This is a genomic window from Streptomyces lacrimifluminis (genome assembly GCF_014646095.1).
Taxonomy (GTDB): domain Bacteria; phylum Actinomycetota; class Actinomycetes; order Streptomycetales; family Streptomycetaceae; genus Streptomyces; species Streptomyces lacrimifluminis.
Window position 1 is genome coordinate 1 of sequence record NZ_BMMU01000013.1, and the last position, 12,502, is coordinate 12,502.

Annotated in this window: 11 protein-coding genes and 1 pseudogene; 6 read left to right on the top strand and 6 right to left on the bottom strand. The window is 70.3% G+C overall.

Going from position 1 to position 12,502, the window contains the following annotated elements:
* Positions 1 to 144: 144 nt before the first annotated feature.
* The 4 genes and pseudogenes from IEY89_RS20165 to leuA all read right to left on the bottom strand — a co-directional run bounded on the left by IEY89_RS20165 (position 145) and on the right by leuA (position 4,630).
* Positions 145 to 1,371: a sialidase family protein gene (locus tag IEY89_RS20165; protein ID WP_189148847.1), complete on the bottom strand. Its 1,227-nt coding sequence runs from the start codon at positions 1,369 to 1,371 to the stop codon at positions 145 to 147.
* A gap of 226 nt (positions 1,372 to 1,597) precedes the next feature.
* Positions 1,598 to 1,807 (bottom strand): annotated as a pseudogene (locus IEY89_RS20170) (response regulator transcription factor); the annotation flags it as partial.
* Between the two features lie 154 nt (positions 1,808 to 1,961).
* Positions 1,962 to 2,678: a TerB family tellurite resistance protein gene (locus IEY89_RS20175; RefSeq protein WP_189148848.1), complete on the bottom strand. Its 717-nt coding sequence runs from the start codon at positions 2,676 to 2,678 to the stop codon at positions 1,962 to 1,964.
* Positions 2,679 to 2,899: 221 nt separating this feature from the next.
* Complete coding sequence (leuA, locus tag IEY89_RS20180) at positions 2,900 to 4,630, bottom strand: 2-isopropylmalate synthase (protein ID WP_189148849.1); 1,731 nt, start codon at positions 4,628 to 4,630, stop codon at positions 2,900 to 2,902.
* 379 nt (positions 4,631 to 5,009) lie between these two features.
* Here leuA and IEY89_RS20185 point away from each other — a divergent pair, with 379 nt between their 5' ends.
* The 4 genes from IEY89_RS20185 (at position 5,010) to IEY89_RS20200 (ending at position 9,214) form a co-directional block, all read left to right on the top strand.
* Entirely contained in the window at positions 5,010 to 6,092 is a 1,083-nt protein-coding gene (locus IEY89_RS20185; RefSeq protein ID WP_189148850.1) for a M4 family metallopeptidase, read from the top strand.
* Between the two features lie 143 nt (positions 6,093 to 6,235).
* On the top strand, positions 6,236 to 6,502 hold the full coding sequence (locus IEY89_RS20190) for a protealysin inhibitor emfourin (RefSeq protein ID WP_189148851.1): 267 nt from the start codon (positions 6,236 to 6,238) through the stop codon (positions 6,500 to 6,502).
* Positions 6,503 to 6,581: 79 nt separating this feature from the next.
* Entirely contained in the window at positions 6,582 to 7,943 is a 1,362-nt protein-coding gene (locus IEY89_RS20195; RefSeq protein WP_373287265.1) for a GH1 family beta-glucosidase, read from the top strand.
* On the top strand, positions 7,940 to 9,214 hold the full coding sequence (locus IEY89_RS20200; protein ID WP_229695327.1) for an MFS transporter: 1,275 nt from the start codon (positions 7,940 to 7,942) through the stop codon (positions 9,212 to 9,214). The genes IEY89_RS20195 and IEY89_RS20200 overlap by 4 nt, the downstream gene beginning before the upstream one ends.
* A gap of 263 nt (positions 9,215 to 9,477) precedes the next feature.
* On the opposite strand, the gene era is transcribed toward IEY89_RS20200, so the two are convergent.
* Positions 9,478 to 10,461: a GTPase Era gene (gene era, locus IEY89_RS20205; protein WP_189148853.1), complete on the bottom strand. Its 984-nt coding sequence runs from the start codon at positions 10,459 to 10,461 to the stop codon at positions 9,478 to 9,480.
* Positions 10,462 to 10,682: 221 nt separating this feature from the next.
* Here era and IEY89_RS20210 point away from each other — a divergent pair, with 221 nt between their 5' ends.
* Entirely contained in the window at positions 10,683 to 11,021 is a 339-nt protein-coding gene (locus IEY89_RS20210) for a P-II family nitrogen regulator (RefSeq protein ID WP_189148854.1), read from the top strand.
* 13 nt (positions 11,022 to 11,034) lie between these two features.
* The gene (locus IEY89_RS20215; RefSeq protein WP_189148855.1) at positions 11,035 to 11,427 is read left to right on the top strand and encodes a hypothetical protein; all 393 of its coding nucleotides are present in this window, start codon (positions 11,035 to 11,037) and stop codon (positions 11,425 to 11,427) included.
* A gap of 18 nt (positions 11,428 to 11,445) precedes the next feature.
* Here the strand turns inward: IEY89_RS20215 and IEY89_RS20220 are convergent, their stop codons facing one another.
* Positions 11,446 to 12,438, bottom strand: coding sequence for a WxL protein peptidoglycan domain-containing protein (locus IEY89_RS20220; protein ID WP_189148856.1), 993 nt, complete (start codon positions 12,436 to 12,438; stop codon positions 11,446 to 11,448).
* Positions 12,439 to 12,502 lie beyond the last annotated feature (64 nt).

The following is a 12,502-nucleotide window of genomic DNA, read 5'->3' on the forward strand; positions in this document are numbered from 1 at the left end:
AGAGATTGTTCCATGGGGCCGCCAGCGTCTCCGCAGGACAGCATTCTGAAACGATCAGTAAGACATGATCACGGGCGTGACCGGCCAGTCGACGCATTGGTGGTCCCTGCCGGAAGCGCCGACCGACCACTTGGTGAGGTCTGCTCAGCCCACCCCACCCACCAACACCCGCCGAAACTCGATCGACTCGTAAGTCCCCTCTGTCCCCGTCTCGTACAACACCCCCAGCACCGCCCGGTCCACGCGCACAAGATCCGAGTAGGCCGCCCGCCGATTCGACAGGGTCGCCGCCTTCTCGAACGTCTCTCCGCCGTCCCCGCTCCGCCAGATGGCCATCGACCGCCGAGCCGTGGGTTCCGAAGGCCCCGAGAACAGCAACGCGTCCGAGCCGGCGCCCCGCAGCTGAAGCACGCTGCCCTGGACGATCGGGACGTCGTTCAGAGTGGGCTGGACGGTGTACGGGCGGTCCAGGGACTCCGCGCCGTCGCTGGAATAGGAGTCCAGCCGGTTTCCCGGCATCAGGCCGTTTTGGTCTCTGGACGAGAAGTACAGCCTGCCGTCCGGGAGTTGGGCCGCGCTCGTCTCGTTGGCGTTCTCGATGCCGTCGTACGAGTCGTCGATAAAGCCCAGGTGCCAGGTTCGGCCGGCGTTGTCGCTGTAGATCGCGTGGCCGCCGTAGTACTTGGACTCCTGGCCGGTGTCGGCAGAACCCGCCGGTGGGGCCGCCGAGTGGTTGGACGGGATCACGATCCGGCCCGCGTGCGGGCCCTTCGCCAGGTAGAGCGCGTGGCCCGGGCCCGTCGCGTACCAGCGCCAGTTGTGCAGCTTCGTCTGAGCCGTGATGTCGCGCGGGGGCGTGAAGCGGCGGCCGTCGCTCGTGCCGGAACTGGTCTGGACGAAGACCCTGCGGCTCTGCTGCGGCGTCGCCTCGCCGCGCATGATCTGGGCCTCCGTCACCGCGCCGTCGTTGTACGACGTCACCAGGACGATGCGGCCCGTCTTCTCGTCCACCACCGGCGCCGGATTGCCCCGCGTGTCACCGCCCCCGGCCGCGACCACCGACAGCGGGCCCCAGGTGCAGCCGCCGTCCGTGGAGCGGCGCAGGACCACGTCGATGTTGCCGCTGTCCCCCGCGCCGTTGTGTCTGCCCTCGGCGAAGGCCAGGACGGTGCCCTTGCGTGTCTTGACGGTGGCGGGGATGCGGTAGGTGTCGTAGCCGCCCTGGCCCGCGACGTACGGGACGGACGAGGTGCAGGAGGAGCGGGTGGCCGCCTGGGCCGTTGTCGCGGTGAGGTCGGTGCCGATGCCGGTGCCGGCGATCAGGGCCGCGCCGGTGGTCGCGGCGAGCAGGATACGGCTCAGGGGCGTCATCGCTCTCCCTTGCGGAGTGGAGTGGGGGGACGAGGGGTGCGGGTGCCTGGCTGCCGGGTGCGTGCCGGCAGCCAGGCGACAGGGGATGACAGGAAGTGAGAGGGGGTGAGTGGAGGCGACAGTAACCCCGCTGACGGGTCGTCACCATGCAGGGCACGTAAGGAACATACGTACCCGCACGCCCACCCCACCCCTTTGCGCCACTTGCCCTCGGCCCCTCGATACCTCATCCCGCCCCCGGCGTCACCATCCCCGACTCGTACGCCACGATCACCAGTTGCGCCCGGTCCCGCACGCCCAGCTTCCCCATGATCCGGCTGACGTAGGTCTTCGCGGTCAGTGGGCTCAGGCCCCGGGTCTCCGCGATCTCCGTGTTGTTGAGGCCGCGCGCGACCAGCCTCAGCACCCCGCGTTCCCGTTCCGACAGGCATTCGGGGCGGATTCGTCGCGTGGGAGGGCGAGTTCGGCAGTACTACCCGGGGTGACCCTCAGGCCGTATTACTCCCCGGGGAGTACGCGACGCGGAATCGGAAGGCCCCAGAGGCCCGAGAAAGGAGCGGAAAGGCCCGGGAGAAGCCCCGGAGAGGCGCCTAGGACGGCGTGCGTGCCGCCGCCGCCAGCAGCCGGGTCACGTCGTCCCCGCAGATCGTCAGTGCCGCGCCGACCGTGGCCAGGACGTCGCGTTCCGCCGGTGTGTACGGGCCGTCGGCCAGGGCGATGCGGGCGCCCTGGAGGAGAATCGATTCGCGGCCGGGGGCGGCCAGGTGGGGGGCCAGGGGGTCCAGGGCCTCGTGGAGCTCTATGGCGAGGCCGGGGCCGCACGGAGGGCCGAAGAGGCGGCCCGTGTCGGCGGCCAGCGCGTCCACCAGGGCCGCCAGCTGGTCCTCCGTACAGTCGTCGAAACCGGCCGCGCGGACGCCGGTCACCGCCGTCTCCAGGGCGAGGCGGGCGTGGGTGCCTCCGGCGGCGAGGACCGCGAGGGCGACCGTGTGGACCGCGTCCCGGAGCATCGCGGAGAAGCGGGTCGTGGTGGGGTGGTCGAGGACGTCCGTGCCGAAGTGGCTCTGGCAGGCGGCGCATTCGACGACCGGGCCGGTCTCGCCGCGCGGCAAGATCGGTACGCCGAGAAAGGTGAAGCGGCGACGGCCCGTCAGGCGCTGGTAGTTGCGGTCTCCGCCGCAACCGGGGCAGAAGAACTCGCCGTCACCGACACCGGCCCAGACCGTACGGGAGCCCAGGACGCGTGCCGTCCGGCCTCCACGCACGGCTCGGCCGTCCCGGCCGTATCGTCCCCGTCCTGGGAGCACTTCGCACCTCCGGTAACTCCCCCACTGCCTGTTGCAGGGCGCGGGAGGTACCCCCACCGGCAACACCGCCGCGCTGGCGTGATGTTAGCCACATTGTTGATGCGTAGTCAGTACCCAGGACCAGACCTGCCCATGACCGACCCCTGGTTTGGCCGGTAAACGACGGCCGCCCCGCCCGCCACTGAGGGCGGACAGGGCGGGAAACCAACCGGTCGGGTGAGTCAGCGGCTCGCGCGGTTGACGGCGGAGACGACCGCCTTCAGGGAGGCGCGGGTCGTGTTGGCGTCGATGCCGATGCCCCACAGGACCTTGTCGCCGATGGCGACCTCGATGTAGGAGGCGGCCTGCGCGGAGGCGCCCTCGCTCATCGTGTGCTCGGTGTAGTCCAGGAGCCGGGCGTCGATGTCCAGACCCTGCAGGGCGTGGAAGAACGCCGAGATCGGGCCGTTGCCCGTGCCCACCAGGGTGGTCTCGACACCGTCGACCTCGGCCTCGACGGTGAGGGTGTCCACGCCGTCCTTGTCGGTGGTCGACTGGCCGGTGCTGACCTGGATACGGCCCCAGGGGTTCTCGGGGTTCGGCAGGTACTCGTCCCGGAAGATCGTCCAGATGTCCTTCGGCATGACCTCGCCGCCCTCGGCGTCCGTCTTCGCCTGGATCAGCTTGGAGAACTCGATCTGCATCCGGCGCGGCAGGTCCAGCTTGTGGTCGTTCTTCAGGACGTACGCGATACCGCCCTTGCCCGACTGGGAGTTGACCCGGATCACGGCCTCGTAGGACCGGCCGACGTCCTTCGGGTCGATCGGCAGGTACGGGACCGCCCACTCGATGTCGTCGACGGTGACGCCCTTCGCGGCGGCGTCGGCCTCCATGGCGTCGAAGCCCTTCTTGATGGCGTCCTGGTGGGAGCCGGAGAAGGACGTGTAGACCAGGTCGCCCACGTACGGGTGGCGCGGGTGGACCTCCATCTGGTTGCAGTACTCCCACGTACGACGGATCTCGTCGATGTCGGAGAAGTCGATCTGCGGGTCGACGCCCTGCGAGAACAGGTTCATGCCCAGGGTGACCAGGTCGACGTTGCCGGTGCGCTCGCCCTGGCCGAAGAGACAGCCCTCGACGCGGTCGGCGCCGGCCATCAGCGCCAGTTCGGCGGCGGCGACGGCGGTACCGCGGTCGTTGTGGGGGTGGATCGACAGGACGACGTGCTCGCGGCGGGTCAGGTTGCGGCCCATCCACTCGAAGCGGTCCGCATGCGTCGACGGGGTCGAACGCTCCACCGTGGCGGGCAGGTTGAGGATGATCTCGCGGCCCGGGCCGGGCTGCCAGACGTCCATGACCGCCTCGCAGACCTCCAGCGCGAAGTCCAGCTCCGTGTCGGTGAAGATCTCGGGCGAGTACTGGTAGCCGAACTCCGTCTCCGGGCCCAGCAGCTTCTCGGCGTACTCCATGACCAGCCGTGTGCCGTCGACGGCGATCTGCTTGATCTGGTCCTTGGAGCCGCGGAAGACGACCCGGCGGAAGACGGGGGCGGTCGCGTTGTACAGGTGGACCGTGGCGCGCTTGGCGCCCTTCAGGGACTCGACGGTCCGCTCGATCAGGTCCTCGCGGGCCTGGGTCAGTACGGAGATGGTGACGTCGTCCGGGATCGCGCCCGGTTCCTCGACGATCGAGCGGACGAAGTCGAAGTCCGTCTGCCCGGAGGCAGGGAAGCCGACCTCGATCTCCTTGTAGCCCAGCTTCACCAGCAGGTCGAACATCGCACGCTTGCGGGCGGGGGACATGGGGTCGATCAGGGACTGGTTGCCGTCGCGCAGGTCGGTGGAGAGCCAGCGGGGAGCGACGGTGATCCGGTTTCCGGGCCAGGTGCGGTCGGCGATGTCGACCTGCTCGTACCGGCCGTACTTGTGGATCGGCATGGAGGTGGGCTGCTGGCGATTGGCACTGTGGGCCATGATGCGTGGGCTCCTCGTGGTGTCCTGAAGGACGGCCGACGGCGCAACGCCAGACTCCGCGGGGAGGGGGTCGGCCTCTACTTACAGGCCCTCGCCGCGGCAGCTAAGGAGGAGCAGCCCGAAACGCATGATGCTCCGCACTGTAGCCGAGCCGCGCCGGACGCGCGGGCCTGTATCACTATGCGGGACCATCAGTATGCGGGAGTGGGAGAACAAAAGGGGCAAAAAGTGCGCCATCCCACTCGGCGCCACCCGTCGCCACTCGGCGCCGCTCAGCACATACCACTGCGTCACCGAACGATGGGCTCCTTGTCCCGGTATTCACCAATCATGGTTGCGGGTAGTGACAGCCCTATGACTCGGTGCAAGGGTGCCGGGCATGACGACAAACGGGGGCTCTGAGCCCGTCTTCTGCACCATCGTCCCACCGCACATCCTCAACACACTCGCCCGCCACGAGGACCCTGCCGTCTCCGGCCCCGCACAGCACACGCTGCTGCTCGACGCCGAGAACCGGACCAGGCGCAGCCTCGCCGCCGAGTACGGCCTGCGCGCCGCCCCGGCCGTGCGGGCGCCCTCCGACCAGCCGCTGCGCACGATCTACGACGCCGAGCACCGCACCGCGCTGCCCGGCACGAAGGTGCGCGCCGAGGGCTCCGAGCCCGGCCGGGACGCCAGCGTCAACCGCGCCTACGCCGGCCTCGGCGCCACCTTCGACCTCTACCTCAAGGCCTACCAGCGCCACTCGATCGACGGCGACGGCCTGCCCCTCGACGCGACCGTCCACTACGACGAGGGCTACAACAACGCCTTCTGGGACGGCAAGCAGATGGTGTTCGGCGACGGCGACGGCGAGATCTTCGTCGACTTCACCCACTCCATCGACGTCATCGGCCACGAGCTCACCCACGGCGTCACCCAGCACACGGCGAACCTCACGTACTACGGCCAGCCCGGCGCCCTCAACGAGTCGATGTCGGACGTCTTCGGCTCGCTCATCAAGCAGTACTCGCTCGGCCAGACCGCCGCCGAGGCCGACTGGCTGATCGGCGCGGGCCTGCTCGCCCCGAGCGTCAGCGGCACGGCCCTGCGCTCCATGAAGTCACCGGGCAGCGCGTACGACGACGACGTGCTCGGCAAGGACCCGCAGCCCGCGACCATGGACGGCTATGTCCGCACCGGCCGCGACAACGGCGGCGTCCACATCAACAGCGGCATCCCCAACCACGCCTTCTACATCGTCGCCACCACGCTCGGCGGCAACGCGTGGGAACGGGCCGGGCAGATCTGGTACGACGTGCTCACCGGCGGCGAGCTGAAGGAGAAGGCGTTCTTCGACGACTTCGCCCAGCTGACCGTGGCCACCGCGAAAGAGCGCTACGGCGACGGTGAGGAACTCCAGGCCGTGCTGAAGGCCTGGGAGCGGGTCGGAGTGCCCATCACACCCCGGGCCCGCCTGTAGCCGTACGGACCCGTTCCGGCCGCACCGGCACCCGGCACCGGTCCCACGTCCCACGTCACACGTCACACGTCACACGTCACACGGCACACGTCACACGGCACACGGCGCTCGTACTGGAGTCGTTCTCGTACTAGACAGGACCCATGCGTATTCAGGTGAGACGTACGGGCGGGTTCGCGGGCATCGAGCGCTGTGCCGAGGTGGACACCTCCGGGCGGCCCGATGCCGCCGAGTGGCACGCCCTGGCCGATCAGGCGGTCGCGGCCGGCGGGAGCGCCCCGCCGGCCGGGGTGCCGGACGGTTTCCGCTACGAGATCACGGTGGACGGGAAGACGGTGTACTGCGCCGATCCCCGGCTCACCGAAGAGCAACGGAAGCTGATCTCAAGGGTGTTGAAAGAGGGGGCATAACGGGTGTCGCGGGTGCCGACGGACAGGGTGTGACCGCATCGTCACCCAGGCCCGTTGACACCCGTTACCCCCGGTACCGATGATCCGGCGCATGGCGACCAACCCAATACCCCAGTTCCCGGCCGGCTTCCTGTGGGGCGTGTCCACCTCGGCGCACCAGATCGAGGGCGCGGCGGACCAGCGTGAACAGTCCGTGTGGGACACCTTCACGGCCGAGCCCGGACGTGTGAAGGACGGCTCGACGGCGGCGGTGGCCTGCGACCACTTCCACCGCTACCCCGAGGACGTGGCCCTGCTGGCCGGCCTCGGCGTGGACGCGTACCGCTTCTCCGTCTCCTGGCCCCGCGTGAACTCCCCCGGCGGCCTGGACTTCTACGACCGGCTGGTGGACGAGCTGTGCGCGGCGGGCGTACGTCCCGTCCCGACCCTCTTCCACTGGGACCTGCCGGTGGACCTGGACTGGCTGGAGCGGGACACGGCGTCCAGGTTCGCCGAGTACGTGTCCGTCGTCGCCGAGCGGCTCGGCGACCGGGTGAACAAGTGGATCACGCTCAACGAGCCCGCCGAACACACCCTGTTCGGGCACGCGTTGGGCGCGCACGCGCCGGGGAAGCAGCTGATGTTCGACGCGCTCCCGGCCGCCCACCACCAACTCCTCGGCCATGGTCTGGCCGTACGGGCACTGCGGGCCGCCGGCGCCACCGACATCGGGATCGCCAACTCGCACGGGCCGACCTGGCCGGCGTCGCAGGAGCCGGCGGACCTGGAGGCGGCCGGTTTCTACGACCTCCTCCTCAACCGGCTGTTCGCCGACCCGATCCTCCTGGGCCAGTACCCGGACGGTCTGGGCGAGTTGATGCCGGGCGACGTGCAGGCCGACCTGAAGGTGATCGGCGAGCCGCTCGACTTCTACGGCGTCAACTACTACGCGCCGACGAAGGTGGGCGCACCGCAGGGCGCCGACATCGAGTTCGGCGGAATGACGATCCCGGCCGAACTCCCCTTCTCCGTCCAGGAGATCGAGGACGTCCCGGTGACGGACTTCGGCTGGCCCGTCGTACCCGAGGGCCTGACGGAGCTGCTCGGCACCTTCCGGGACCGCTACGGCGACCGGCTGCCGCCCGTCGTCATCACCGAGAACGGCTGCTCGTACGAGGGGCTCGACGACCAGGACCGCATCGCCTACCTGGACGGTCATGTCCGGGCCCTGCACCGGGCGTTGGAGGCGGGTGTGGATGTGCGCGGCTACTTCGTGTGGTCTCTGCTGGACAACTTCGAGTGGGCGGAGGGGTACGCGCGGCGGTTCGGGCTGGTCCACGTGGACTTCGCGGACCCCACCACGCTGACCCGGACACCCAAGGCTTCGTACGGCTGGTTCAGGGATCTCCTTCGGGCGCAGCAGGAGAAGCAGGGACAGGCGGGACGGGTGACCCAGGAGTGACGACGGCCGAGGGGGCGGAGGAGGCCACGGGGACGTCCGCGGCGCTCGCCGAGCCCGTGGAGCGGGTCGGGCGGGGGTGGACCGCCTCGCTCTCGCTCGCCAACGGGGCGATCTGGGTGGGCTGGTTCGGGCCGCTGCAGATCCTTCTCGCCTCCCAGGCCGAGGACTTCGCGCCCGGCACCGGGATGTCGAAGGAGACCCTGCTGGCGTGGGTGGCGGGGGCGGGTGCCCTGGTGTCGCTGGCGGCGAACCCGTTCTTCGGCGCGCTGTCGGACCGTACGACGTCACGGTGGGGGCGCCGTACGCCGTGGATCGTGGCCGGCGCGGTGGGAGGTGCGCTGGCGTTGCTGCTGCTGGCGGGGGCGGGCGGGCTGTGGACGATGGTGGCGGGGTGGTGCCTGGTCCAGCTGGCCCTGAACGCGGCCTTCGCCGCCGTCACGGCCGCCGTCCCCGACCGCGTCCCCCGGCTCCAACGAGGCTCCGTGGGAGGCTGGTTGGGTGTCGCGCAGATCCTCGGCGTGGTCGGTGGGACGGGCCTGGCGACAGCGGTGGGCGGGGTGGGCGCCGGCTACGCGGCATGCGCGGCGTTCACGTTGCTGGGTGTGCTGCCGTACGTCCTGCGGCACAAGGATCTGCGGCTCGCGGTCGCGGACCTGCCCGCGTGGTCCTGGCGGACCTTCCTGGCCGGGTTCTGGCTGAGCCCGCGGCGTTATCCGGACCTGGGCTGGGCGTGGCTGACCCGTTTCCTGATCAACCTGAGCAACGCGCTGGTGCTGCTGTACCTCCTGTACTACCTGCGCGACCGCCTCGACCACTCCGACCCCGAGCAGGGCGTCCTGGTCCTGACGGCGGTGAACGGTGTGACGCTGCTCGCCACCGTCGTCGTCGGCGGGGCCTGGTCGGACCGGGTGGGCCGCCGCAAGCCGTTCGTGCTCTGGTCGGGCGTGCTGATGGCGGTGGCGACGGCGATGCTGGCCGGCTGGCAGACCTGGCCGGGGGCGATCGTCGCGGCGGCGGTCCTCGGGGTCGGCTTCGGCGTCTTCACGTCGGTCGACTTCGCCCTGATGACGGATGTCCTGCCGAAGGCGCTGGACCGGGGCAAGGACCTCGGTGTGATCAACGTCGCCAACGCCCTGCCCCAGGTGGCGGCGCCGGCCCTCGCGGCACCGATCGTGACGTATCTGGGCGGGTACCGGGTGCTGTATCTGGTGGCCGCGGTGATCGGGCTGGCGGGGGCGGTGCTGGTGGGACGGATCCGGGGGGTGGACTGACCTGGGCCGGAGCGGCCCGGCCCGACGATCCGGTGCCGGGCCCCCTGCCGCCCCGGACTCCCTGTCGCGCTGACCGCGCTCGCCCTCGAACTCCCCCAGAGGAGGACCCCCAGACGGGCTGGGAGTGCCGACCGGCGCTTGAGGGACACCGCAGGAGTACCGCAGGCATACCGCCTGGACGGGAAACGCCAACCCGCGGCGCCAGCTTCAAGAGCGTGCGCAAACAGACGGGAAACAGGCGGGCCAGTGGGGAGGAGAGCCCGTCAGAACCCGAGCTTCCGCAGCTGGCGAGGATCCCGCTGCCAGTCCTTCGCGACCTTCACATGCAGGTCCAGGAAGACCGGCGTGCCCAGCAGCGCCTCGATCTGCTTCCGGCTCTTGATGCCGACGTCCTTCAGCCGCTTGCCCTTCGGGCCGATGATGATGCCCTTCTGGCTGGGCCGCTCGATGTAGACGAACGCGTGGATGTCGAGGAGCGGCTTGTCGGCGGGGCGGTCCTCGCGGGGGATCATCTCCTCGACCACGACCGCGATCGAGTGGGGGAGCTCGTCGCGTACGCCCTCCAGCGCCGCCTCCCGGATCAGCTCCGCGATCATGACCTGCTCCGGCTCGTCCGTGAGGTCGCCCTCCGGGTAGAGCGGCGGGCCCTCGGGCAGCAGCGGCACGAGCAGGTCTGCCAGCAGGTCCACCTGCTTGTCGGCGACCGCCGAGACGGGCACGATCTCGGCCCACTCGAAGCCGAGTTCCCGGCCGAGCTGGTCGATCGCGATGAGCTGCTCGGCCAGTGCCCTGCCCTCGACCAGGTCGGTCTTCGTCACGATCGCGATCTTCGGCGTCTTCTTGATCGCCGCCAGTTCCTTCGCGATGAAACGGTCACCGGGGCCGAGCTTCTCGTTCGCCGGGAGGCAGAAGCCGATGACGTCCACCTCGGCCCAGGTCGTACGCACCACGTCGTTCAGGCGTTCGCCCAGCAGCGTGCGCGGCTTGTGGAGCCCCGGGGTGTCGACCAGGATCAGCTGCGCGTCCGGGCGGTGCACGATGCCCCGTACGGTGTGCCGCGTCGTCTGCGGCTGGTCCGCGGTGATCGCCACCTTCCGGCCGACCAGAGCGTTCGTGAGGGTGGACTTGCCCGCGTTGGGGCGGCCCACGAAGCAGGCGAAGCCGGCGCGGTGCGCGGCCGATCCGCCCGACGGAACGGTCGGCTCGGTCGGCTCGGATGACGGTGTACGAACACTCATGGCGCCCATTGTCCCTGATCCACGGGGCCCCACCGCACGCAGAGCCCCGCCAGGGCCCTCCGACGGGTCCACGGCACACCGGCGACGACCTTACGGTGGCACGCCCGGACGGCATACGATCACGGCGTCCTGGGCCACGGAGCCCCGGTCCCGTCCTCCGTTCGCTCCCTCGCCCACTCCCCCGCCCACTCCCCGGTCCACCCCTCCGCGCAGAAGGTCAAGAGCCAGGTATGAAGCTCATCACCGCGATCGTCAAGCCGTACCGCCTCGACGAGGTCAAGACCGCGCTCCAGGAAGTCGGCGTACACGGTCTGACCGTGACCGAGGCCAGCGGGTACGGGCGCCAGCGCGGGCACACCGAGGTGTACCGCGGCGCCGAGTACCAGGTCGACCTCGTCCCCAAGGTCCGTATCGAGGTCGTCGTCGACGACGCGGACGCCGAGACGGCCGTCGAGGCGATCGTCAGGGCCGCGCGGACGGGCAAGATCGGCGACGGCAAGGTGTGGGCGCTGCCCGTCGAGACGGTCGTACGGGTGCGGACGGGCGAACGCGGCCCGGACGCGCTCTGAGGGGGGACGCGCCGTGATCGGGGGGCCCGGTGGCGGGTGGTACGTGCTCGTCGAGAGGATGTCGGCGGGTCACAGCGACTCCACCTGGAGTCTCGACGAGAAGCTGCACGTCGACGGCGGGAGGGAACAAGCCCTGTCCCGTGCCGAGGAGTTGAGCCTCTCCTACGCGGACGACCAACCGGGCGGCGGGGCGCTGTACGGCTACCTCTCGTTCCGTACGTCCGAGACGAGCTGGCTCGTCGAACTCAGCCGGGAGTTCTGGTTCGAGGGCCGGGACGAGCCCAGGACCGCCACGAAGCACGTGCGGATATCCGTCGCGCAGCTCGTGGGGTCGCGGGAGACCCCGCCCGCCGAACCCCCCGCCGGGAAGAAGGGCATACTGCGCCGGGCTTTGGGCCGCGACTAGAGCCCGGCGGAGTATGCCCTAGGCGGCCTGGGCGTGATCGGCGCGCCGCCCGCGCTTTCCGGGCCGCGCCCTGCGTGCCCTGACCGCCAGTACGGTCCCCACCGCGCCGAACACGACCAGCACCACCGCCATGAGCCACGGCAGCGCGAAGAAGGACACGCTCGCCGACTCTCGGGTGTCCTTGGCGGACGCCGTCAACGTGATGTCGCCCCAGTCGAGTTGGGGTGCGCCGTGCCAGGGTTCGGTGAGCCGGACCCGTTGGCCGGGCAGCAGCTCGGAGGGGATCCTGGTGAGGTCGCGGGCGAGCAGCGTACGGCCGAACAAGCCCTGTGCCCGCACCTCCACCCGGGGGTCGAGAGTGACGTTCCCGGTGTTGTGGAGGGTGTAGGAGATCGTGGCGGTGCTGTCGCCGAGGCCGGGGACGAGCGGCTGGTGGTGGCTGATCCGGACCCGCTCGACGGCGATCGCGGAGACGGCCGGCCCGTTCACCCGCAGATAGACCCGCGCTCCGACCGCCCGCTGCACCCCGAGTGCCAGGGAGCCGTCGCCCGCGTCGATCCGTTCGTCGAGGGCGACCAACGCGCCCACGTGGTCGCCGGGTTCGGCCCCTTCGGGCACCCGGAGGGTGAAGGGGACGGTGACCGACTTGTGCGGGGGCACGGTGACCCGGGGCTTCGCGGGCCGCGCCCAGGCGCCGACGCCGCGCTGCTTCTCGTCGAGGGTGCGTACCGCGAACCCGCCGTCGCGGGCGGTGTTGTAGGCGTCGGCCGCGTACAGCCGGAAGGTGAGCGGCTCGCCCGTCTTGTTGGAGACGGTGACCTTGTCCTGGACGGTCGTGCCGGGATCGGCGGAGAGGTAGAAGTACGGGCGCTGTGCCACGGCGGAGGCGATGGGGAAGACCGACCAACTGCCGTTGTCGGCGGCTCGGGCGGGGGCGGGCGTCAGGAGTGACGCACCGAGCGCCGCCAGCAGCAGCATGGGCAGCGCGAGAAGGACGTACGGCTTACGCATGGGTGCGGACCCCCACGGAAGAGGTAGGTGGGCGGGCGGGTGCGCGCCCGGCCACCGGATGACG